The sequence below is a fragment of the Enterobacter cloacae complex sp. S2 genome (assembly GCF_015159675.1).
In the GTDB taxonomy this organism is placed as follows: domain Bacteria; phylum Pseudomonadota; class Gammaproteobacteria; order Enterobacterales; family Enterobacteriaceae; genus Enterobacter; species Enterobacter intestinihominis.
In genome coordinates this window covers 14561-37804 of sequence record NZ_JADDTS010000032.1, presented here as the reverse complement: position 1 = coordinate 37804, position 23244 = coordinate 14561, and the positions used below count along the sequence as shown (strand labels likewise).

The 23244-nt window shown below is 54.7% G+C and carries 22 protein-coding genes; 14 read left to right on the top strand and 8 right to left on the bottom strand.

The features are described from left to right. Positions 1–29: 29 nt before the first annotated feature. The 5 genes from IPZ49_RS14795 to mntR form a co-directional block, all read right to left on the bottom strand. Positions 30–1553, bottom strand: a complete 1524-nt coding sequence (locus IPZ49_RS14795; protein ID WP_058646137.1) for an efflux transporter outer membrane subunit — start codon at positions 1551–1553, stop codon at positions 30–32. Further along, positions 1553–3124 (bottom strand): DHA2 family efflux MFS transporter permease subunit, encoded by a 1572-nt coding sequence (locus IPZ49_RS14790; protein ID WP_063146191.1) that lies wholly within the window; start codon positions 3122–3124, stop codon positions 1553–1555. Before IPZ49_RS14790 ends, IPZ49_RS14795 begins: the two co-directional genes overlap by 1 nt. After that, entirely contained in the window at positions 3121–4215 is a 1095-nt protein-coding gene (locus IPZ49_RS14785; RefSeq protein WP_022647528.1) for an HlyD family secretion protein, read from the bottom strand. Before IPZ49_RS14785 ends, IPZ49_RS14790 begins: the two co-directional genes overlap by 4 nt. A gap of 101 nt (positions 4216–4316) precedes the next feature. Next, positions 4317–5426, bottom strand: a complete 1110-nt coding sequence (locus tag IPZ49_RS14780; protein WP_045308536.1) for an anion transporter — start codon at positions 5424–5426, stop codon at positions 4317–4319. Beyond that, positions 5423–5896: a manganese-binding transcriptional regulator MntR gene (gene mntR / locus IPZ49_RS14775; protein WP_022647526.1), complete on the bottom strand. Its 474-nt coding sequence runs from the start codon at positions 5894–5896 to the stop codon at positions 5423–5425. The genes IPZ49_RS14780 and mntR overlap by 4 nt, the downstream gene beginning before the upstream one ends. A gap of 182 nt (positions 5897–6078) precedes the next feature. On the opposite strand from mntR, the gene mntS reads away from it, so the two are divergent. Both mntS and IPZ49_RS14765 read left to right on the top strand, forming a co-directional pair. After that, positions 6079–6207, top strand: a complete 129-nt coding sequence (gene mntS, locus IPZ49_RS14770; RefSeq protein WP_022647525.1) for a manganase accumulation protein MntS — start codon at positions 6079–6081, stop codon at positions 6205–6207. A gap of 268 nt (positions 6208–6475) precedes the next feature. After that, positions 6476–8059 (top strand): phosphoethanolamine transferase, encoded by a 1584-nt coding sequence (locus tag IPZ49_RS14765; RefSeq protein ID WP_063146192.1) that lies wholly within the window; start codon positions 6476–6478, stop codon positions 8057–8059. Positions 8060–8175: 116 nt separating this feature from the next. On the opposite strand, the gene ompX is transcribed toward IPZ49_RS14765, so the two are convergent. Continuing rightward, positions 8176–8694, bottom strand: coding sequence for an outer membrane protein OmpX (gene ompX / locus IPZ49_RS14760; RefSeq protein ID WP_003858450.1), 519 nt, complete (start codon positions 8692–8694; stop codon positions 8176–8178). Between the two features lie 355 nt (positions 8695–9049). Between ompX and rhtA the strand changes: the two genes are divergently transcribed. The 6 genes from rhtA (at position 9050) to ybiO (ending at position 15647) form a co-directional block, all read left to right on the top strand. Beyond that, entirely contained in the window at positions 9050–9937 is an 888-nt protein-coding gene (rhtA, locus tag IPZ49_RS14755; protein WP_023305742.1) for a threonine/homoserine exporter RhtA, read from the top strand. 298 nt (positions 9938–10235) lie between these two features. After that, positions 10236–10739 carry a DNA starvation/stationary phase protection protein Dps gene (gene dps / locus IPZ49_RS14750; protein ID WP_000100801.1) on the top strand — a complete coding sequence of 168 codons (504 nt, stop codon included), beginning with the start codon at positions 10236–10238 and terminating at the stop codon, positions 10737–10739. Between the two features lie 361 nt (positions 10740–11100). Beyond that, positions 11101–11844: a glutamine ABC transporter substrate-binding protein GlnH gene (gene glnH, locus IPZ49_RS14745; RefSeq protein ID WP_003858455.1), complete on the top strand. Its 744-nt coding sequence runs from the start codon at positions 11101–11103 to the stop codon at positions 11842–11844. Between the two features lie 93 nt (positions 11845–11937). Next, positions 11938–12597: a glutamine ABC transporter permease GlnP gene (gene glnP, locus IPZ49_RS14740; protein WP_010428919.1), complete on the top strand. Its 660-nt coding sequence runs from the start codon at positions 11938–11940 to the stop codon at positions 12595–12597. Then, positions 12594–13316 (top strand): glutamine ABC transporter ATP-binding protein GlnQ, encoded by a 723-nt coding sequence (gene glnQ / locus IPZ49_RS14735; protein WP_022647522.1) that lies wholly within the window; start codon positions 12594–12596, stop codon positions 13314–13316. The genes glnP and glnQ overlap by 4 nt, the downstream gene beginning before the upstream one ends. 120 nt (positions 13317–13436) lie before the next feature. After that, complete coding sequence (gene ybiO, locus IPZ49_RS14730; protein ID WP_022647521.1) at positions 13437–15647, top strand: mechanosensitive channel protein; 2211 nt, start codon at positions 13437–13439, stop codon at positions 15645–15647. A gap of 45 nt (positions 15648–15692) precedes the next feature. On the opposite strand, the gene rlmF is transcribed toward ybiO, so the two are convergent. Then, entirely contained in the window at positions 15693–16604 is a 912-nt protein-coding gene (gene rlmF, locus IPZ49_RS14725) for a 23S rRNA (adenine(1618)-N(6))-methyltransferase RlmF (RefSeq protein WP_063146193.1), read from the bottom strand. A gap of 242 nt (positions 16605–16846) precedes the next feature. Here rlmF and mcbA point away from each other — a divergent pair, with 242 nt between their 5' ends. The 3 genes from mcbA to ybiJ all read left to right on the top strand — a co-directional run bounded on the left by mcbA (position 16847) and on the right by ybiJ (position 18041). Then, entirely contained in the window at positions 16847–17110 is a 264-nt protein-coding gene (gene mcbA, locus IPZ49_RS14720; RefSeq protein ID WP_022647519.1) for a DUF1471 family periplasmic protein McbA, read from the top strand. A 118-nt stretch (positions 17111–17228) separates the two neighbouring features. Beyond that, positions 17229–17495 carry a DksA/TraR family C4-type zinc finger protein gene (locus IPZ49_RS14715; protein WP_022647518.1) on the top strand — a complete coding sequence of 89 codons (267 nt, stop codon included), beginning with the start codon at positions 17229–17231 and terminating at the stop codon, positions 17493–17495. Between the two features lie 285 nt (positions 17496–17780). Continuing rightward, the gene (ybiJ, locus tag IPZ49_RS14710; RefSeq protein WP_003858474.1) at positions 17781–18041 is read left to right on the top strand and encodes a DUF1471 family protein YbiJ; all 261 of its coding nucleotides are present in this window, start codon (positions 17781–17783) and stop codon (positions 18039–18041) included. A 116-nt stretch (positions 18042–18157) separates the two neighbouring features. Here ybiJ and ybiB read toward each other — a convergent pair whose 3' ends face one another. After that, complete coding sequence (gene ybiB, locus IPZ49_RS14705) at positions 18158–19120, bottom strand: DNA-binding protein YbiB (protein ID WP_022647517.1); 963 nt, start codon at positions 19118–19120, stop codon at positions 18158–18160. Positions 19121–19376: 256 nt separating this feature from the next. On the opposite strand from ybiB, the gene IPZ49_RS14700 reads away from it, so the two are divergent. The 3 genes from IPZ49_RS14700 (at position 19377) to IPZ49_RS14690 (ending at position 23223) form a co-directional block, all read left to right on the top strand. Beyond that, positions 19377–19913 (top strand): fimbrial protein, encoded by a 537-nt coding sequence (locus tag IPZ49_RS14700; RefSeq protein ID WP_063146195.1) that lies wholly within the window; start codon positions 19377–19379, stop codon positions 19911–19913. 69 nt (positions 19914–19982) lie between these two features. Beyond that, complete coding sequence (locus IPZ49_RS14695) at positions 19983–20657, top strand: molecular chaperone (RefSeq protein WP_063146196.1); 675 nt, start codon at positions 19983–19985, stop codon at positions 20655–20657. Between the two features lie 22 nt (positions 20658–20679). Further along, positions 20680–23223, top strand: a complete 2544-nt coding sequence (locus tag IPZ49_RS14690; protein ID WP_139153881.1) for a fimbria/pilus outer membrane usher protein — start codon at positions 20680–20682, stop codon at positions 23221–23223. The last annotated feature ends 21 nt before the right edge of the window (positions 23224–23244 follow it).

The window sequence follows — 23244 nt, the reverse complement described above, 5'->3', positions numbered from 1 at the left end:
CTGTCCGTTTCTTGCCCAATCCTCTGAATCTATCCGCGCGGGGCATCGCCAAAGACGCTGTAGTCTGGCAGCTGAACCTGCTGATACGGCTCCCAGCCGCCGCCGAGGGCTTTGTAGAGCGCCACCAGGTCAAGCGCGCTCTGCACCTGCGCCTGCGCCCGCTGCTGTTCGGCCTGAGCGAGCTGACGCTGGGCGTCCAGCACGTCAATAAAACTGGCGATCCCCTGTCGGTAGCTGTCGCTGGCGAGATCAAAAGCGTTTTGCAGCGCGTCGATGGTTTTCGCCAGGCCCGCCTCACGCTGCTGGTCAGTGCGATAGCTCACCAGCGCGTTTTCAACATCGCCGAGCGCCGTCAGCACCGTCTGACGATAGTCCAGCACCGCCGCCCCTTGCTGTGCGCGGGCCACCTTGACGCTGGAGACCAGCCGACCGCCCTGGAAGATGGGGATGGAGACCTGCGGACCGAAGCTGTAAAAGTGGCTGCTCCAGTCGGTCAGCCAGCCGGATTCGCTGTTACGCAGGCCAAACTGCCCGGAGAGGGTGAAGCTTGGGAACAGTTCTGCTACCGAGACGCCAATTTGCGCCGTAGCGGCATGGAGGTTCGCCTCAGCTTCGCGCACGTCCGGGCGACGACGCGCCAGCGTTGACGGAATGCCGGTTTGCACAATATCCGGCAACGCTGGCATCGGCTGCACGGATTGTAATTCGGCATCCAGCGCCCCCGGCGGTTTGCCGAGCAGGATGGCCAGCCCGTTCATCGCCTGGCGTTCCTGCGCCTGATACTGCGGCAATTGGGCTTCAAGATTGCCCAGCTGCGCCCGGGCGTTTTCTACGTCCATCTGCGGTGACAGCCCGCCCCGCTGGCGGCTTTCGGTCAGATCCAGCGTCTGCTGCGCGCTTTCAATTTGCGTATTAAGCGTGGCAATGATGCTCTGCGCCCCTCGCAGCTGTAGCCACGCCCGCGCCACTTCGGCTTCCAGCGAGACCAGCGCATCGTTACGCTGCTCGATCGCCGCCCGCTGCTGCGCCTCGGCCGCTTCTACCTGACGGCGCACCTTGCCCCACAGGTCGATTTCCCACTGAGCGTCGAAGCTGCCCTGATAGAGGTTAATCGGCTGCGTCAGCGGGCCTAACGCGCTTCGCAGCTGCGGATCGACATTATTCAACTGGTCATACACGCCGTGGGATTTCAGCTCCCCTTCCAGCCCAAGCTGCTGGCGCGTCGCCTGCACATTGCCATTCACCGACGGGAAAAATGCCCCACCGGCCTGGTTAATCTGTTCGCGCGCGCCGGCAATGCGCAATACCGTTTGCTGTAGCGTCAGATTTCCGGCGATGGCGCGTTCAATCAGGCTGTCGAGCTGCGGCGAGCCGAAGGTTTTCCACCAGCGCGGGTTGGTGGCGGCGGAGGACGTTTGCGATTTCACCGCGCCGTCGCCCTTATCGTTCCAGTGCGTGGTGGCGGGCGGTGCAGGCTGTTGGTAGTCCGGCCCGACGGCGCAGCCCACCAGCAGCATCATTATCATCAGGGGGTGTAAACGTCTGTGTATCATCAGTGTGCTCCTGCACTCCCCTCGCTCTTAACCGGCGAGAGCAACAAACAAAACGGAATCAGTAAGAAGGCCACCGCGCTCAGAATGGTGAAGACGTCGATGTAGGCCAGAAAGCGCGACTGCTCGATCATGGTCTGGTACATCTGCCCGGTGGCAATGCCGGTCGGATCGCCCACCTGAGTGGTGAAGTTCTGGATCGCCTGGGCGCTTTCGCGTATCGCCAGCTGGAACTGCTCATTAAACGGCGAAGCGTGGTAAGCCAGATGCGCGCTGTGCGCCTGCGAGCGCTCGGTGATCGCCGCCGTCGAGAGCGAAATCCCAATCGAGCCGGCCACGTTGCGGAACATGGTAAACAGCGCCGCCGCGTCGGCGTTAAGCCGCCTCGGGATCGAGATAAAGGCGATGGTGGTGAGGGGCACAAACAGGAACCCGAGTCCAATCGACTGGGCGCTGCGGAACAGCACCAGCGTTTCGAAATCGATATCCGGTGTCAGCGTCCGGGACCAGAAGAAGGACACCGCCAGGCAGGTAAAGCCGAAGGCGATGATCCAGCGCGTCTGCACCACCGGCATCAGCTTCAGTACCAGCGGAATAGTCAGCACAATCAGCACCGCCCCGGGCGACAGCACCAGCCCGGACCAGGTGGCGGTATAGCCCAAATCCTGCTGCGCCAGTTGCGGAATAACCACCGAACTGCCGTAGAGGATCATCGCCATCCCCGCCATCAGCAGGCTGGAGATCGCAAAGTTGCGATCCTTCATACAGTGCAGATCCACCACCGGCTTTTTGGCATACATCAGCCAGTAGATCGCGCCGATAATGCCGACCAGCGTCAGTACCGCGAAGGTGCGGATAAAGTTCGAATAGAACCAGTCATCATCTTCGCCCCGGTCGAGCATCACCTGCAAACAGCCAAGTCCGAGAGCGATCAGGCCGATCCCCGTCCAGTCGACGGTGAGCTTCTCTTCCGACTTTTTCTCCCACGGCGGATCTTCCAGCAGCTGATAGATGGCCAGCACCGTCACAATCCCTACCGGAATATTGATAAAGAACACCCAGCGCCAGGAGTAGTTATCGGTGATCCAGCCTCCCAGCGTCGGGCCAAGTACTGGCGCGACGATAATGGCAATGGATGAAAGGCCAAAGGCTTTGCCCCTGTCCTCCGGCTTGAAGTAATCGAGCAGCACCGATTGCTGCGTGGGCTGCAACCCGCCGCCAAAAAAACCCTGCATCACACGGAACAGGATGATTTGCCAAAGCTCGGTGGCGATGCCGCACAGGAACGAGCAGATGGTGAACATCACAATGCAGATCAGGAAGAACTGCTTGCGGCCAAACAGCCGGCTCAGGAAGGCCGAGATCGGCAGCACGATGCCGTTCGCCACCAGGTAGCTGGTGAGCACCCAGGTAGATTCGTCATAGCTGGCCGAGAGCGACCCCGCGACGTGGGGCAGCGCCACGTTGACGATGGTGGTGTCCAGAATTTCCATAAACACCGCCAGGGTGACCACAATCGCCACCGCCCACGGGTTACTGGCGGGCTTCCAGTTTTCGTGGCTGCTGTCCGTCATTCCACGGTGACCTTCGGTTCAACCGACAGCCCCAGCGGCAGCGGTTTGTTCGGATCCAGCCCCTTATCAATGACGATTTTCACCGGCACGCGCTGAACGATCTTCACAAAGTTACCGGTGGCGTTTTCCGACGGGAAGGCGGAGAAGCGCGAGCCGCTGCCCTGCTGGATGCTGTCAATATGGCCTTCGAGCGCCATATCCGGCCAGGCATCGACGGACACGGTCACTTTGTCGCCCGGCTTCATACGTTCAAGCTGCGACTCCTTGAAGTTCGCCACCACCCACACGTTCGGGGAAACCAGCGAGAACAGTGCCGTGCCTGCCTGCACCAGCGTACCAGGCTGGACGTTGCGTTTGGTGACAAAACCGTCGAACGGGGCGCGGACTTCGGTATAAGAGAGGTTCAGGTTGGCGGTTTCCAACTGCGCTCTGGCCTGATCGACCTGCCGTTCGCGGGCTTCGACGTTAGTCTCCTGCTGGCGGATTTGCAGCTGGACCTGCTCCGCCACCTCCAGCTGCGCCTGCGCGCTGGCCAGACCCGCCTGGGCACTCCGCAGTTGAGCGTTCGCGGCATCGATGCTTTGTTGTGTGGTCGCGCGGGGGTCAACGCCGCGCTGACGGCGGTACTCCGCCTGAGCGTTGGCCATATCCGCCTGGGCTTTCAGTACCTGGGCTTTGGCTTCATCGCGCTGGGCGGGATATTGCACCTTCGAGAGCGCCAGCTGCGCCTGCGCCTGATGCAACTGCGCAACCGCCAGCCCAAGCTGGGCCTGAGCCTGATCGCGCTGGGCGGTGGTATCACGCGGATCGATCACCACCAGCACATCCCCTTTCTTTACACGCTGGTTATCCCGCACGCGAAGTTCGGTAACGTAGCCTGCCGTTTTTGGGGCAATGGTCACTACGTCGCCGTCGGTGAAGGCGTCGTCGGTGGTCTCTTCGTTACGGGTTAAAAACCACCAGACCAGCGCCACGATCACCATCACGATGACCACGATGCCAAGGATAATTAACGGTTTTTTGCCCGGGCGCTTGCGCTCGTTATTGTTTTGATCCTGCTCGTCAGCAGGTGGATTTTGATCTTCTGCCATAGTTCAGCAACGGTCCTGTCAGTGAGCGGCATCACACTATGCCGTTCACTAAAGCTAGGACGTTGCTATACATTTGCCAGGAAAAACTGACAAATTGCGCACTATATGAGAAGGAATAGTCCGAAACCGACCGCCGCAGACCAGAGCAGCATCGGGATTGACCATAAATGGAAGCGCCACCAGATGCGGCGATCGTTGGCCATCCGCAGGGCGATGAGGTTGGCCAGCGAGCCGGGCAGCAGCCCAAAGCCGCCGACGTTGACCGCCCACGCCAGCAGTACCGTTGGGGGAACATAGTTAAGCAGCAAAATGGTAGACGGCACGTTACTGATCACCTGCGAGAGACCAATCGCCGTCAGCCATAATCCCGGCTGCGACAGACCGCTGACGCTATGAAGAACGGTCTGCAATACCGGGAGCTGGACCAGCAGATGCACGTCAATAAACATCGCCATAAACACCAGCAGCAGCGTCCAGTCAACACTCACCAGCACCCGCCGGGCGAGGAACAGGAAGCCACACGCCACCAGCAGCGCGCCCGCCAGCGCCTGGTTTAACTCCAGCGCGGTAATGAAAACGATATACAGTCCCAGGCAGCTCCAGACGAGACGCGGCTGCCACTGGGGGCCGGTGGTACCGCTGTGGTACTGCAACGATTTATTCGGGAAAGCAAACCAGCCCACCACCAGCAGCGTCGCCACGATCGCCAGCGCCAGCGGCGCCATCTGCCATGTAAATGCGGTAAACGACAGGCCGGAGCGTCCCCACAGCAGAATGTTCTGCGGGTTACCGATCGGCGTGAGCAGCGAGCCTGCATTGACGGCCAGCGCTTCAAAGATAATCAGACGGGTAACCGGTATTTCGCACAGCTTACGCAGCGTGAGCGTAAGCGGCACCACGATAAACAGCGCTACGTCATTAGTGAGGAACGTCGACAGCAGCGCCGCCGAAAAGACCATGAACAGAGCCAGCTTGCGCTCGGTGGCGAAGCGGCGCACCATTTTGCGCCCCAGCACGTCAAAATAGCCGCTCAGCTCCACGCCTTTGGTGAGCATCATCAAACCGCTCAGGGTAATAATGGTGCGCCAGTCTATGGCCGCCGGCCAGGTGTGCGGCGTGAAGGGCACAAAGACGCTGAGCCCAACGCCAGTGATAAGTAAAAGATGGAAAAAACGATCGCGTTTCAGGGCCTGCAAGCCGGGGATGTTCATTCAGCGGCGGGGCCATATTTGAGCGTAAATTCGCGGAACTTCACCAGCGTCTCTTCGCTGACGTGGTGTTCCATACCTTCGGCATCCCGACGGGCAATTTCCGGGCTGACGCCCAGCACCAGTAAAAAATTCTCGACGATCTGATGGCGCTCGCGGCTCTCCTGCGCCAGCTTTTCGCCTTCAGCGGTGAGAAACACCCCGCGCCAGGGGATCATCTCGATCAGCCCGACCGACGCCAGACGTTTTAACATTTTGGCAACGGTTGGCTGCGACACCCCCAGGCGTGCGGCCATGTCCACCTGGCGCGCTTCTCCAACTTCACGAATCAGATCGGAGATCAGTTCGACATAATCATCAATCAGCTCCCGGCGGTGCGCCTCACGCACCTGACGGAAGCCTTCCACATGCTCTTCAACGTTCACCAGTTGCGTCGTTTTTTTTGTAGTTGGCTTACCTGCGCGACGGTTCATTGTGCTTCCTCAATGGGTTGACGCTTCCAGCGCCCTGTAACGGAGCGCACATTGTAAACCATAGCTCTACAAGCACAAAAAATTAACGAATTAGCCATAGCTATACAATATAGCCTGTGCTATATCTGTATGTAATGCAGTCACCCTTCACGGATCGAAGGGATCATGAATCAGGAGGTCTTATGAATGAATTCAAGAGGTGTATGAACGTGTTTACTCACTCTCCTTTTAAAGTGCGTCTAATGCTGTTGAACATGCTGTGCGATATGTTTAACGCCAAACCGCATCAGGACGACAAATCTTCTCACTAAGCGGCGTCGCGGCACGCCGCTTCATTTTCCTGTCACACTTTCGTTGTAAACTCGCTTTTTCCTGATTATTTTTGCGGATTTGCAGCCCCCTTCGCAAAACATCTGTTTAGCAAGTGTTGACCTTGATTCACGCTCGCACTATCTTCTTGCAGCCCTGCACAATTTGCGGCTCGCTGAAGCGGACCTCCATTCCCTTTCCACGCACTGTCCGGCAGGCTTTGACCCTTGACGCCAGGGTGAGCACATGGCGTTTTCGTGATAGTGATCTATGAACGTAACCCTGATTGATACACTTGTTACCCGCAGCCGGGCCCTAAGCCCGTGGACGGGATTTTATTTTTTGCAATCGCTGTTGATTAACTTTGCTCTTGGCTACCCCTTTAGCCTGCTTTATGCCGTCGGGTTCACCTGCATTCTTCACCTGCTATGGCGAAGCGCACCGCGCATGCAGAAAGTGCTTATCGGGATCTGTTCTCTGGTGGCTGCCGCCTATTTCCCGTTCGGCCAGGCCTATGGCGCGCCGAACTTTAATACCCTGCTGGCGCTCCACTCCACCAATATGGAAGAGTCTACAGAGATCCTGACGATCTTCCCGTGGTACAACTACGTGGTTGGCCTTTTCATTTTTGCTCTCGGCGTGATTGCGGTTCGCCGTAAGCAGGTCGGGAAAAAAACATGGGGTAAAATTGAAAGCCTGTGCCTGGCCTTTAGCGTAGTGACGTTTTTTGTTGCGCCGGTACAAAATCTGGCCTGGGGCGGCGTGTTTAAGCTTAAAGATACCGGGTATCCGGTGTTTCGCTTCGTTAAAGACGTGGTAGTGAATAACGAGGAAGTGCTCGACGAGCAGGCGCGTATGGCCGAGCTTTCCACCATGAAAGATACCTGGAACGTGCTGGCGGTGAAACCGAAGTATCACACCTATGTGGTGGTGATCGGTGAAAGCGCGCGTCGCGATGCGCTCGGCGCGTTTGGCGGTCACTGGGATAACACGCCGTTTGCCAGCTCCGTCAACGGTACGCTGTTTACCGATTACGTGGCGGCCAGCGGCTCGACGCAGAAATCTCTCGGTCTGACGCTCAACCGTGTCGTGGATGGAAAACCGCAGTTTCAGGATAATTTTGTCACCCTGGCCAACCGGGCAGGTTTTCAGACGTGGTGGTTCTCCAACCAGGGGCAGATCGGCGAGTATGATACCGCCATTGCCAGCATCGCGAAGCGTGCCGACGAGGTACAGTTCCTGAAAAGCGGTGATTTCGAAGCCGATAAAAACACAAAAGATGAAGCGTTGCTAAAAATGACCGCGCAGGTCTTTGCCACTCAGCGCACCCAGCCGCAGCTGATCGTCCTGCACCTGATGGGGTCACACCCGCAGGCATGCGATCGTACCGGGGGAAAATATGCGGAGTTTGTGCAATCCAAAGAGACCTCGTGTTATCTGTACACCATGACGCAAACCGACGATCTGCTCAGCAAGCTGTACGCGCAGCTGCGCAACAGCGGCGATAGCTTCTCGATGGTCTATTTCTCTGACCACGGTCTGGCGTTTAAGGAGCGCGGTAAAGAGGTGCAGTATCTGGCCCACGATGACAAGTTTCAGCAGAACTTCCAGGTACCGTTTATGGTGCTGTCGAGTGATGACAAAACGCATCGCATCATCAAAGCGCGCCGTTCCGCGAACGATTTCCTGAAATTCTTCTCACAGTGGACGGGGATTAAGACGAAAGAGATAAAAAATGATTACCCGTTTATCTCCGGGAAGAAGGGCCCGCCAGTTTACATTACCAACTTCAGGTTACAGAAAGTTGACTATAACCATCTGGGGACGGATATTTTCGATATTAAGAGTAAGTGATCTCTGCCGTCTCGTGCAGGCTGATGCTTTCACCCTGGCCCTCTCCCACGGGGAGAGGGTACAAACAAAAAAAATCCGCCACATTGGGCGGATTTTTTACTGGCTCACCGAAGTGATTAGAAGCGGTAACCTACGCCCGCGATCCAGGTGCCAACGTCAACGTTGCGGATACGGCTCTGCTCATAGGAGAAGTCCAGAGCAACGTTTTCGATCGGGTTGAACTGCATACCTGCGCCATAGGAGAAACCGTAGTCGCTGTTGCTTGCAGTACGGTTCAGACCCTGGTTTTCGGTCTGCTGGAATTTACCGTAGCCAACACCTACAACACCGTAGATGCTTGCCCAGTCATTCAGGCGGTAAGCAGGACCCGCGGTGATGCCGTAGTACTGACCTTTATTGTAAGAGCCATTTTCAGTACGATCTTTCTCGGTGTAAGTGAAAGAACCGATCACACCCAGCGGGTTGTTGTCTTGCTCGTAACGGTACTTCAAGTTGAAACCGTTGGTTTTGTTCATCACGCCCTGCATATCGCTCTGAGCGTAACCACCAGTTACAGTAGAAGTTGCCGCTACAGCGGTACCTGCGGAAACAGCCAGAACAGCTGCCAGTGCTGAAAGACATGCAATTTTTTTCATAACCACCTCAAATGTGCTTCAAGTAAGTCCGTAAGTTTTAAATATATCAAAAAAATCTGTGAAACTCTTTGTCATTCACGATGTCTAATGCGACCTTTCCTGTAACAGAACATTTCCAGCACCAGCTATCTCGTTCAAATAACTCCAGATTTTCACCTGTAAATGCTAATAGTGCGCGTCATCGCCATTTAGTTCATCCAGATTATTCCTAATCTTTCAGGCGATAAAATCAGCAACGTTTTCTCATTTTACGGATTTTCCCTGGATTTTTTTTCAACAGTAGCTCAACCGTTGCAGGTTATTTCCATTACACTGCGACTTTTACCTCTTTTGACAAAAATTGACAGGAGAAAGGATGCCAGGTTTACCTCGTAAATCGTCGGTCTGGATGCCGGTGGCAGTCATACTTATCGCGATGATGTCCATACAAAGCGGCGCGTCGCTGGCAAAATCGCTGTTTCCGCTGATTGGTGCGCCCGGCGTCACGGCGCTGCGTATCGCATTAGGCACCCTGATCCTCGTGGTTGTCTTTAAACCCTGGCGGCTACGGTTTAAAAAGGAGCAGCGACTGCCTCTGCTTTTTTATGGGCTGGCGCTGGGAGGGATGAACTACATGTTCTACCTCTCTATTCAGACTATCCCGCTGGGGATCGCGGTCGCGCTTGAATTTACCGGCCCGCTGGCGGTTGCCCTCTTTTCTTCTCGTCGCCCGGTAGACTTTATCTGGGTCATACTGGCCGTGCTGGGGCTATGGTTCCTGCTGCCGCTCGGCCAAAGCGTTTCACAAATCGATTTGACAGGGGCCGCTCTGGCGCTGGGCGCAGGGGCGTGCTGGGCGGTGTATATTCTCACTGGTCAGCGTGCGGGCGAAGAGCACGGCCCCGCGACGGTCGCCTTAGGCTCGCTGATTGCCGCGGTTATCTTTGTCCCGATCGGCATGGCACAAGCAACGGACTCAATATGGCAGTGGTCAATCCTGCCGGTTGGGCTGGCGGTCGCCATTCTTTCCACGGCGCTGCCCTACTCTCTGGAGATGATCGCCCTGACGCGTCTGCCTACGCGAATTTTTGGTACGCTCATGAGCATGGAGCCCGCGCTGGCTGCCATCTCTGGAATGATGTTCCTCGGCGAAACCCTGACACTGGTGCAGACGCTGGCGCTCTGTTCCATTATCGCGGCGTCAATGGGCTCTACATTGACCATGCGCCCGGAACCAAAAGTACATAAGATTGACCTCAACTAGCCCTTAAATTCTGCATGGCTTACCGGCCATGCAGAATATAGGCCTCGTCAGCCCTTCAAATAATTTCTTACAAACTCTCTTATATTGCCAAAATATTTCACCTGCCCACCTTGTCACTTAACGAATTAAGATTGATCTGCATCAATTTATATAAAAAACTTTAAAATCATTAAGTTAAAACTTCAACCATCCTTTCGCTATTAAACCGATAGGCAGCGCCAAACCGCAGAGAAAAAATCCGGTGCTATACTTAATCCCGTAATTACCTGGGACACAAACATCAAGAGGATATGAGATTATGAGTACCGCTAAACTGGTGAAAACGAAAGCGTCTAATCTGCTTTATACCCGTAACGATGTATCGGATAGCGATAAAAAAGCGACCATTGAGCTGCTGAATCGCCAGGTGGTCCAGTTCATCGATCTTTCGCTGATCACCAAACAGGCCCACTGGAATATGCGCGGTGCAAACTTTATTGCCGTTCATGAAATGCTGGATGGCTTCCGCACAGCACTGGTGACTCATCTGGATACCATGGCCGAACGCGCCGTACAGCTGGGCGGTGTGGCTCTGGGTACCACGCAGGTGATCAACAGCAAAACGCCACTGAAAAGCTATCCGCTGGATATCCATACCGTTCAGGATCACCTGAAAGAGCTGGCAGACCGTTATGCGATTGTCGCTAACGATGTTCGTAAAGCGATTGGCGAAGCAAAAGATGAAGACACCGCTGATATCTTCACTGCCGCGTCACGCGACCTGGATCAGTTCCTGTGGTTCATTGAGTCAAACATCGAATAATCCCTGCGGATTGTCTGAATAACCCTCGCCCCTGGCGGGGGTTTTGCACATTTATGGTGCACACTTTTGTCCGCAACGGCCGCAAAAGTGAATAAAATGTAATAATCACCTCACACAACCGTTAACGGAAGATTGTTTTTTCGTCAGATTCTGCGCTAAATATCCCCCTGTCAGAAGACCTTAACGAAGCGCACCAAAACGGTGCTCCATTCTGGTGCAACCTGACAGAATTGCCACGCTTTTTGTGCAATGCGTGACATTATCCCCTTTGCAAAACAACAGCTTGTAAAACTGGCACGATTTTTTCATTGTGCATGAGGTTCTCGCAGGGGATCGCCCCGTGGATATAAAAGGAAATGCTATGAAGTCTGTATTAAAAGTTTCACTGGCTGCACTTACCCTGGCGTTTGCGGTGTCCTCGCAGGCTGCCGACAAACTGGTTGTGGCGACTGACACGGCGTTCGTACCGTTTGAATTCAAACAGGGTGATAAATACGTTGGTTTTGACGTTGATCTGTGGGCCGCTGTCGCAAAAGAACTCAAACTGGATTACACCCTGAAGCCAATGGATTTCAGCGGCATTATCCCGGCACTGCAAACCAAAAACGTTGACCTGGCGCTGGCGGGCATCACCATTACCGAAGAACGTAAAAAAGCTATCGATTTCTCTGATGGCTACTACAAAAGCGGCCTGCTGGTGATGGTGAAAGCGGATAACAACGACGTGAAAAGCGTGAAAGATCTCGACGGTAAAGTGGTCGCCGTGAAGAGCGGCACCGGTTCCGTTGATTACGCGAAAGCCAATATCAAAACCAAAGACCTGCGTCAGTTCCCGAACATCGACAACGCTTACATGGAACTGGGCACCAACCGCGCAGACGCGGTGCTGCACGACACGCCTAACATCCTTTACTTCATCAAAACCGCCGGTAACGGCAAGTTCAAAGCGGTAGGTGATTCCCTGGAAGCTCAGCAGTACGGTATTGCGTTCCCGAAAGGCAGCGACGACCTGCGTAATAAAGTTAACGGCGCGCTGAAAACCCTGAAAGAGAACGGCACCTATAACGAAATCTACAAAAAATGGTTCGGTACCGAGCCTAAATAATTTCACCTGACTTCAGGTTTGTAACGCCCGGTGGCGCTACCGCTTACCGGGCCTACGTTTTTCGTTTTTCACCACGGTATACAGGAATACATCATGCAGTTTGACTGGAGCGCCATCTGGCCTGCCATTCCTCTCTTGCTTGAAGGCGCTAAAATGACCTTGTGGATTTCGGTCCTCGGTCTGGTTGGCGGGTTAATTATCGGTCTGGTGGCCGGTTTCGCCCGCACCTACGGCGGCTGGATTGCAAACCACATCGCACTGGTTTTCATCGAAGTGATCCGTGGCACCCCCATTGTGGTGCAGGTCATGTTTATCTACTTCGCCCTGCCGATGGCCTTCAACGATCTGCGCATTGACCCGTTCAGCGCAGCTGTCGTCACCATTATGATTAACTCCGGCGCCTACATTGCGGAAATCACCCGCGGTGCGGTGCTGTCGATTCATAAAGGCTTCAGCGAAGCTGGCCTGGCGTTAGGTCTTTCCCGTCGCGAAACGATCCGTCACGTGATCCTGCCGCTGGCGCTGCGCCGCATGCTGCCGCCGCTGGGCAACCAGTGGATCATCAGCATTAAAGACACCTCGCTGTTTATTGTTATCGGCGTGGCCGAGCTGACCCGTCAGGGCCAGGAGATCATCGCGGGTAACTTCCGCGCCCTGGAAATCTGGAGTGCGGTCGCCGTTGTCTACCTGATTATCACGCTTGTCCTGAGCTTTGTTCTGCGTCGTCTTGAAAGAAGGATGAAAATCCTGTGATTGAATTTAAAAATGTTTCCAAGCACTTTGGTCCAACCCAGGTGCTGCACAATATCGATTTGAACATCAGGCAGGGTGAAGTGGTGGTGATCATCGGGCCGTCGGGTTCCGGAAAATCCACCCTGCTGCGCTGTATTAACAAGCTCGAGGAGATCACCAGCGGCGATTTGATCGTCGATGGTCTGAAGGTGAACGATCCGAAAGTGGACGAGCGCCTGATCCGCCAGGAAGCGGGCATGGTGTTCCAGCAGTTCTACCTGTTCCCGCACCTGACGGCGCTGGAAAACGTGATGTTCGGTCCTTTGCGCGTGCGTGGGGCCAGCAAAGCGGCGGCAGAAACGCTGGCAAAAGATCTGCTGGCGAAAGTGGGTCTGGCGGAGCGTGCCCACCACTATCCTTCCGAGCTGTCCGGTGGCCAGCAGCAGCGCGTGGCCATTGCCCGTGCGCTGGCGGTGAAGCCAAAGATGATGCTGTTTGATGAGCCAACCTCCGCACTCGACCCGGAGCTGCGTCACGAGGTGCTGAAAGTGATGCAGGATCTGGCAGAAGAAGGCATGACGATGGTGATCGTTACCCACGAAATCGGCTTTGCCGAAAAAGTGGCGTCCCGTCTGATCTTCATTGATAAGGGCCGCATCGCGGAAGACGGTAATCCGCAGGCGCTGATTGCGAACCCACCTAGCCAGCGCCTCCAGGAGTTCCTGCAACACGTCTCCTGATAGCCATACACAGAGCCGGGCATGCCCGGCTTTTTTATGCCGGATTGTTCCCAAAAACTCCCCTCCGCTCCGCGCGCTCTATACTTATCATTTTGCACGATATTTTTGTCGGAGGACGCCGTGCCGTGGATCCTGTTGCTACTGTTTACCCTGTTTAGCGCGCCATCACTTGCTGTAACCATTCCCGGCGTCACCACCGGAGCCACCGCCACCCAGCAAAATGCGCCGCCAGAACCCGACGCTGAAAAGAAAAAAGCCGCTTACAGCGCACTTGCCGACGTGCTTGAGAACGACACGTCCCGGCAGGAGCTTATCGATCAGTTGAGGAAAGTGGCCGCCACACCGCCTCAGGATCCGGTTCCGACTATCGCGCCGCCGGAAGTCGAAGACGAAAAGACGGTACTGGAAAACGTCACCGATATCAGTCGCCGCTACGGGGAAGCCCTGTCGTCGCGTTTTGCCCAGCTCTATCGCAACCTTGTTGGCACCTCGCATAAGCCTTTTAATCCCCACACCTTTTCTGCAGCCGCGACCCAGTTTTCTATTCTGGCCGCCGCGGTATTCATTTTTTACTGGCTGTTGCGCCTGTCTGTCTGGCCGCTTTACCGGAAGATGGGCCACTGGGGACGTAAAAAGAATCAGCATAAAAGCAGCTGGCTGCATCTTCCGGCAATGATTACCGGGGCCTTTATCATCGATTTGCTGCTGCTGGCGCTGACGCTGTTTGTCGGCCAGATGCTGGCCGACCGTCTTAATACCGGGAACAAAACCATCGCCTTTCAGCAGGGGCTGTTCCTGAACGCCTTTGCCCTGATCGAGTTCTTTAAGGCGCTCCTGCGGTTAATATTCTGTCCGCGCGTGCCGGAACTTCGCCCGTTCGCCATTTCGGATCGGAGCGCCAAATACTGGGCGGTTCGGCTCAGCGTGCTGAGCGGGTTGATCGGCTATGGCCTGCTGGTCGCCGTCCCGATTATTTCCAACCAGGTTAACGTGCAGTTCGGGGCCCTGGCGAACGTGCTGATCATGCTCTGTATTACCGTCTGGGCGCTGTACCTCATCTTCCACAATAAAAAAGCGATCACCGACAGTCTGCTTCACCTGGCCGATCGCTCCCTCTCCTTTTTCAGCCTCTTTATACGCGCCTTTGCGCTGGTGTGGCACTGGCTGGCCAGCGCCTATTTTATTGTGCTGTGTTTCTTCTCGCTGTTCGATCCGGGCAACAGCCTGAAATTTATGATGGGGGCGACGTTCAAAAGCCTGGCGATTATCGGCATCGCGGCCTTTGTTTCTGGCCTGCTCTCCCGCTGGCTGTCGAAGACGATCACCCTGTCGCCGCAGGTTCAGCGTAATTACCCCGAGCTGCAAAAACGGGTAAATGGCTGGACATCGGTGTCGCTGAAGGTGGCGCGTATTTTGACGGTCTGCGTGGCAATTATGCTGCTGCTGAATGCGTGGGGACTGTTTGATTTCTGGAACTGGCTGCATAACGGCGCCGGGGAAAAGACCGTCGATATTCTTATTCGTATCGCGCTGATCCTGTTCTTCTCCGCCGTCGGCTGGACGCTGCTGGCAAGCCTTATCGAAAACCGTCTGGTGTCGGATGTCCACGGCAGGCCGCTGCCGAGCGCCCGCGCCCGCACGCTGCTGACGCTGTTCCGCAACGCGCTGGCGGTGATCATTAGCACCATTACCATCATGATTGTGTTGTCGGAAATCGGCGTAAATATCGCCCCACTGCTGGCGGGTGCCGGTGCCCTGGGACTGGCGATCTCCTTTGGTTCGCAGACGCTGGTGAAGGATATTATCACCGGCATTTTTATCCAGTTTGAGAACGGGATGAACACCGGGGATCTTGTGACCATTGGACCGCTCACCGGCACGGTGGAGAGGATGTCCATTCGCTCCGTCGGCGTACGTCAGGATACCGGGGCGTACCACATTATTCCGTGGTCATCGATCACCACCTTTGCCAACTTTGTGCGCGGCATTGGTTCGGTGGTGGCGAATTATGATGTCGATCGTCACGAAGATGCAGATAAGGCGAAACAGGCGCTGCGGGATGCGGTGAGCGAACTGATGGAGATGGAGGATATTCGCGGGCTGGTAATTGGTGAGCCGTCGTTTGCGGGCATCGTCGGGCTGACGAACACTGCCTTTACCCTGCGCGTGTCGTTCACCACCCAGCCGCTGAAACAGTGGACGGTGCGCTTTGCTCTCGACAGCATGGTGAAAAAACACTTCGATCTGGCGAACGTGAGAGCGCCGGTGCAGACGTATCAGGTATTGTCGCCGCCCGCTTCGCCGCTCCCTCCGCAGGAGCCGACGCTGTAACCGAGCCGGGTGGCGGCTTCGCCTTACCCGGCCAACGATGGGGTGCTATTTGCGACGTTTGTTATCGTCCATAAAGGACCAGGCAATAAAGCGGCTCTGCTTCTGACCCTGCGCCATCTCTTTTTTGACCACCTTCACCGCGCCGGCTTCGGTCAGCGCGCGGTAAAGCGGCGGCAGGTTATCGCCACGAGAGACCAGCGTGGTAAACCATTTCACCTGACGACCGAAGCCTTTACTCTCGGCAATCATGCGCAGAATAAAGGCTACTTCCCCGCCCTCGCACCACAGCTCCTGCTGCTGGCCGCCAAAGTTCAGCGCGCCATCTTCGGCCTGGCCCAGGTTACGCCGCTTGCGTTCACTTCCCGCACGCGCGGAGGCGGCGGAGTCGTGGAATGGCGGGTTGCACAGGGTGGCATCATATTGTTCGTTCTTATGAATTATGCCGGTGAAAATAGCAGCGGCATCCTTCTGACGACGCAGACGTATGGCCCGGCTTAACCCCGGGTTAGCGTTGATAATGGCCTGCGCGCTGGCGAAGGCCTCATCACCGATCTCGCTGCCGGTAAATCGCCACTGGTACTCATGTGCGCCTATCAGGGGGTAGATCAGGTTCGCGCCCGTACCGATATCAAGGACGGTAGCCTGTTTCGGCACTACGCCATCGTGGTCATCCGCCAGCAGATCGGCAAGATGATGGACGTAATCCGCACGGCCCGGGACCGGCGGGCAGAGAAAGCCATCAGGGATGTCCCAGTGCGTCACACCATAAAAATGGGCCAGCAGCGCTTTGTTCAGCGTTTTAACCGCCAGCGGATCGGCAAAGTTTACCGACGTTTCACCGGCTGGTGTCTGAACGATAAAACCTTGCAATTCAGGGCAGCTCAGACACAGGGCTTTCATATCGTAGCGGCTACGGTGGCGGTTACGCGGGTGCAATCCCGGCTTGTGGGAAGTCATGGCATTCTCCTTTAAACAGCCGCGTAAGATACCCTGTGACGGCGCGGGGGTAAATATCTGTCTGAGTCGCACAAAAACACGACAAAAATCAGCAACCTGTATGTCTATGATCTGTCAACAAATTGTCAGAATTTATCGTTCAAAAAATAAGCAGATCATCATCAAATTTTTGCGCTAAATCACACGCATCAGGCTTCTAAACTTAACAGGAATCACCTGTTGTTTCCCCTGAGGATGTGATTATGAAAAAGTATCTGACCTTTATTATTGCGGGTGCGCTGGCAGGCGCATCATTCTCTGCCTTGTCCGTTCAACCTCTGACCGACAGTACCGACACCAGCCAGCTACGCGCGGCTGGGACGGTCTCTGTCAGCCGGGCAAGCAACCTTGATGACCTTCAGGACAAGCTGGCCGAAAAAGCCCGTCAGGAAGGCGCTAAAGGCTTCGTGGTGAACGCCGCCGGTGGCGATAACCATATGTACGGTACCGCGACTATCTATAAATAACTTACCGCCTTCCAAACTGCATCTGTCCGGCAGATGCAGTTCTCTCTGTCTGCGCCTTGACTGTGCGTTTTTTCACCCCATATTAAAATGCATGACTTGATCCTTTCAGGAGAACATCATGGCTTCCGGCTGGGCGAATGACGACGCCGTTAACGAACAGATCAACAGTACCATTGAAGATGCGGTTGCGCGTGCTCGCGGTGAAATTCCGCGCGGCGAAAGTTTGACGGAATGCGAAGAGTGCGGGGATCCCATTCCTGAGGCACGACGTAAAGCCATTCCCGGAGTACGGCTTTGCATCACCTGTCAGCAGGAGAAAGATTCAAAAAATGCTTCACATTCAGGATATAATCGTAGAGGATCGAAAGACAGCCAGTTACGTTGACTTTCCTTTACCGTAGTTAACCGCACCAACAGTTTACTTTACGCTCACGACTTTCAGCGAAGCGCGTAGCAAAACGTGCCCTTCTGATTGTGTCTGTAAAGCGTATCCGCAAGAAGTGTCAATTGCGCTTCTGATTTTAATAATAATCAATAAGTTATTTGTCATTCAATTTTTTTGACCAACCACGTCAATTCTCTTCGATTTTATCTTCCACTAAAAAGCGTGATACTTATCACATCGACGGAACATCGTCCCCTTAACAGAATAACCTGCGAGAATTGACCTATGAAAACCATCAAATATGCTGTTGCCGCTGTTGCCCTGTCCGCTCTGTCTTTCGGCGCTTTCGCCGTAGAGCCAGTCTCCTCTACTCAGGCACAGGATCTGAACAAAATCGGTGTGGTGAGTGCTGAAGGCGCGACCACGCTGGACGGTCTGGAAGCAAAACTGGCTGAAAAAGCTGCCGCCGCGGGCGCAAGTGGATACACCATCACTTCCACTAACGGTAATAACAAACTGAGCGGTACTGCGGTTATCTACAAGTAATCGAACAAATTATGCTCCACCCTCGCCATACCCTCTGGTGAGATGCTCCAACCCTCATTGACCCTGTTGTTGTTACCCTTGTTTGCCCGTCCGCCACTGGACGGGCTTTTTTTTGCTTAAAATGACTGCGCCACGCGCTGCAACCCGGCTTCCACGGACTCGACTTCCCCTGCAGCCAGCAGGCAGCAGGCCATTTGCAGCTTGATTGACTGCGGAACCGGCACCTTCCCGGCCAGACACTGCACAATCCAGCGCGCGGTGACCTGCGGATCTTTCGACTCAGGCAGGATCGCATCTCTGTTCTCTTCCCCACGTTCGACAACGACCCGCGTCCCGGCGGGCTCAATCAGCATCAGCTGTGGACAACGCTGCGGGTTGGCGTAAACCTCGCCTTCTGTCCCGTGCATCAGCAGCGCGCGTCCACCGATTTCGGCAAAGAATTGCCCGACTCGCGTCACGTATTCCGGATGGGAGACGCTGGAAAGACGCAGCGCGGCGTCTTCGGCAAACGGCGTCGCCAGCTTCGCCAGGGTGTGAGCGCTGTTACGTACGCCCATGCGCCAGCGCATGTCCAGCTGCTTTTCCAGCGGTGGGCAGAGCGCGCTAACGGGGATATAGACCGGCTGATTCCCCTCCAGCTTTGCCTGTGCCTGACCGGCATGGAGGGTCGGTTCAATACCTAACAACGCCAGGATGGTTTCTGTCAGCACGCGCGTCGGATCTTCGCTCACGCCATGCACTACTACCGGGAAACCGAGTTTCTGCAACAGAATAGCCAGCAGCGGCGTGAGGTTTGCCTGCTTACGCGCGCCGTTGTAGGTCGGGATCACAATTGGCATCGGCTTCGTGACGGGCGGGGTTAAGCGCATGGTCTGCGACTGCATGGCCTCATAAAAGCCGCGCATCTCCGCCTCACCTTCCCCTTTAATACGCAGCGCAATCAAAATGCCGCCCATTTCCAGTTCCGGCACGTCGCCATTCAGCATATGCGTGTACAACGCGCGGGCTGTTTCCTGGTCCAGATCGCGAGCGTGGTTTTTCCCACGCCCTACCTCTTTGATAATTTTGCGGTAATCCACGACATTTCTCCTGACTGCATTATCTTGTTAACAATATAGCCCGATGAACACAGACCCGATAGTGTTTTGTGATCATTATCAACCTGCTGTTTTCATATAAAAAAATTAAACTCAAGCACTATTTACATTATTTGTGATTGGGACAAAAGATCCGCAGCGACCCTTTTTTTGATTAAATAAACATCGAAAAATCATTAAGGGTCAACGGTAAAAACGTCCAGGCAACGCTTTTACCAGAATCACATCAGGATTAACTATGAACAAGGTTGCATTAGTTTTTTTTATCGCCGCAACGGTGGGATGTTCTGCATCCGCATTTGCGGCAACTAACGGTGAAGGCCAGATTAATTTCACCGGTGAAATTATCGATTCTGCTTGCCAGGTCGTGAATGGATTAAGTAATCCATTAAACGTTCAGTTGGGTAAGGTGTCTAAAACGGTATTTACCGGCGCAGGCTCTACCAGCACATCAACGAAGTTTGATATTAAGTTAACCAATTGTCCGGAAACAGTGACCTCGGCTGCGATTAACTTCGGCGGTACGCCGGATGCGGATAATAATGCCGCGCTGGCATTAACGCCAGATACCGATGCGGCAACCGGTGTAGCCATTCAGTTGATGGATGCTTCCGGGCAGCCTGTCACTCTGTATACGCCTTCGCAGCAATATCCTTTAGCCTCCGGCACGGCAGTTAACGACCTGGAATTCGGTGCGCGTTATATTCAAACTCAGGCCGCCATTACCGCAGGCCCTGCCAACTCTGTATCGACTTTCACCGTTATTTATAACTGATCTTATCAATCCTGAGATATTAATGCTTTTGCGGGCATTAATATCTCTTCTATTTATTGAGAAATCTTTATGCGCCACGGTTATTTACTGAGCACTCTTTTACTGATATCAGCCTCTGCACATGCGGGCGTCGTGATTAATGGTACCCGGCTGGTCTATCAAGGAGATAAAAAGGAATCATCTCTTGGCCTGTCAAACCCGGATACGACGGATTATCTGGTACAGTCCTGGGTCGATTCTGGCGGTAAAAACCCGGCCAAAGCCCCATTCCTGATCACCCCGCCGCTTTTCCGTCTGGATGCAAAAGAAGATAACGTTCTGCGCGTGGTACGCACGGGCGGAAATTTACCGGAAGACAGGGAATCTCTGTACTGGTTGAATATCAAAGCGATCCCTTCCTCAAAACACGTTGAGGGAGTAAATACGCTGCAAATTGCCATTAATACCCGCATTAAATTGCTGTATCGCCCGTCCTCGGTAAAAGGCCGACCAGAAGATGTGGCGGATAAGCTTGAATGGCATCGCGAAGGTAACGACCTGGTGGTGAATAACCCTACGCCTTTCTATATGAATTTCCAGACCGTCACGCTTAACGGTCAGAAAGTCACAAAAGCGACCTGGGCTGTTCCGAAATCAGAAACACATTTTGCTATACCGGGTAATGTCGGGGGCTCAAACGTGACGTATTCCATTATTAATGATTACGGCAGCATCAGCCATTCCTGGTCGAAATCCGTTCATTAATTGTTCCGGTAATAAAATAATCATGTACAGCCACAAAAAGCCGTTCACCTGCCGAATGTCTTCATTGCTGGTCATTCTCTGTGGCCTGGCAATAGCCATCTTTGCGCAGCAGGTTATGGCTGATGATTATTTTAACCCCGCCTTGCTGGATATTGATAATCCCCAGCAGGGTAAAACCGATCTGTCCGTCTATGAAAAAGGTCCCGGCCAGGCACCGGGGAAATATGAGGTCGCGGTGTTTATCAATAATAATAAAATTGATACCCGCAACGTGACCTTTACGCTTGAGAAAGATTCGCAGGGTAACGACACGTTACAACCTTGCTTTAGCATGGGTGAATTAAAAAGCCTCGGTATCAAGACCCAAAAGTTTCCTCAGCTCATGGCCAAAGGCCAGTGTGCCGATCTAGGTGTCATCCCTGCTTCATCTGCAATCTTTCACGTTCGCAACCAGCAGCTGCTGCTGAGCATACCGCAAAAGGCGCTCGGACAGGTGCCACGCGGTTACATCGACCCGAAAGAGTTTGACGAAGGGATCAACGCGGGCCTGCTTAATTACAGCGTCAACGCCAGCCAGAGCCATGCGCGCCAGCAGGGTGAAGAGGATAGCAGTAGCCAGTACGTGAACCTGCGTCCGGGTTTAAACGTTGGCGCATGGCGCCTTCGCAACTATTCCACCTGGAATCGCAGCACCACAGGCAATGAGGAGGAACAGAAATTCACCTCCGTTTATACCTATGCGCAACGCGATATTGTGGCGATGAAAAGCGATATCACCGTTGGCCAGAGCTCATCACCTGCTGATGTTTTTGACAGTGTCCCTTACACCGGCGTGGAGCTGAAATCCGATAACGACATGCTTCCCGACAGCGAAAAAGGCTATTCGCCTATTATTCGTGGCACCGCCCACAGCAACGCGCTGGTGATGGTGCGCCAGAACGGGTACGTGATTTATCAGAACACGGTCGCGCCGGGGGCCTTCGAAATTAACGATCTCTACCCCACCGGCAGCAGCGGCGACCTCCAGGTCACGGTGAAAGAAACTGACGGCAGCGAAAGCCATTTCGTGGTGCCGTTTGCCTCCGTTCCGGTATTGCAGCGTGAAAAAAACCTGCGCTACAGCGTAACTGCCGGGCGTTATCGTTCTTATGATAAAGATGTTGAAAAGACCCCGTTTGCTCAGGGGAGCGCCATCTATGGTTTACCCCACGGCTTCACGGCCTACGGCGGCGTACAGCAGAGCAGTCATTATCAGTCGCAGGCGATAGGCGCCGGGAAAAACATGGGTGATTTAGGGGCGTTCTCCATTGACGTGACTCGCGCCAGAGCCCTGCTGAAAAAACAGCAGTCCAGCACAGGCAAATCGTGGCGCGTACGCTACAGCAAAGATTTCGCCGGTTCAGGCACCAACTTTTCGCTTGCGGGCTATCGCTACAACAGCAAGGGGTTTTACACCCTGGACGACACCATGGAGTCGTATACCCGCGCCGACAACTGGTCTGCGCCACAGCAGCGCCGCGCCCGTACCGAAGCCACCATCGACCAGACGCTACCAGAAGGCTGGGGATCGGTCACGCTGAGCATGGTGAAGGAAACCTACTGGAGCCAGAACCAGGACATGACCTCCATGAGCGTCAGCTACAACAACAGCTGGCACGGCGTTAGCTACAGCCTTAGCTACAGCATGAACAAAAACACCCACGACAGCGATCTGGACGGTAATGCGGTGACGAACGACAACCAGTTCTCGCTGAGCGTTTCGGTTCCGCTGGAGCGCTGGATGCATAACACCTGGGCCACGTACAACCTGAACAACACGAAAGATGGCACCACGCAGAACATCGGCCTGAACGGTACGGCCCTGAAAGAAGACAACCTGAACTGGAATCTCCAGGAGGGGCTGAGCAGCACCGGCAGCGGTAACTCCACCAGCGTTAACGCCGACTACAAAGCGACATACGGTGAAGTGAGCGGTGGCGTCAGTCAGGATAAATATCAGCAAACACTGAACGTCGGCTTGCAGGGAGGCGTGATTGCCCATGCAAACGGCATCACGCTAAGCCAGCCGCTCGGTGAGACCATTGCGCTCGTGAAAGCCCCGGGTACGCACGGCACGCATATCACTAACCAGACCGGCGTTGAAACCGACTTCCGCGGCTACACCGTCGTACCGTTCGTCACCGCGTATCGCCACAACACTATTGCGCTGGATACGGAAACGCTGCCGGAGGACGCCGACGTCACCCATGCGGCACAAATTGTGACGCCAACCCGCGGAGCCATTGTGCGCGCCAGCTTCACGACGCGCGTGGGCAATCGCGTCCTGATGACGCTCACGCAAAACGGTAAACCGCTGCCGTTCGGCGCAACGGTTACCACCGAGGACAAGGACAGCGAATTTATCGTCGGGAATGATGGCCAGACCTATCTCTCGGGTCTGCCACAGCAAGGGCATCTCCGCGTTTCCTGGGGACAGGAGGCAAACGAGCATTGCGTCGCTGACTATGTGCTCACGGATGAGAAAGCGAAAACCAGCATCATTAACGCTGCCGCGCAGTGTCACTGATCTCCCCTAAAGGCAAAACAT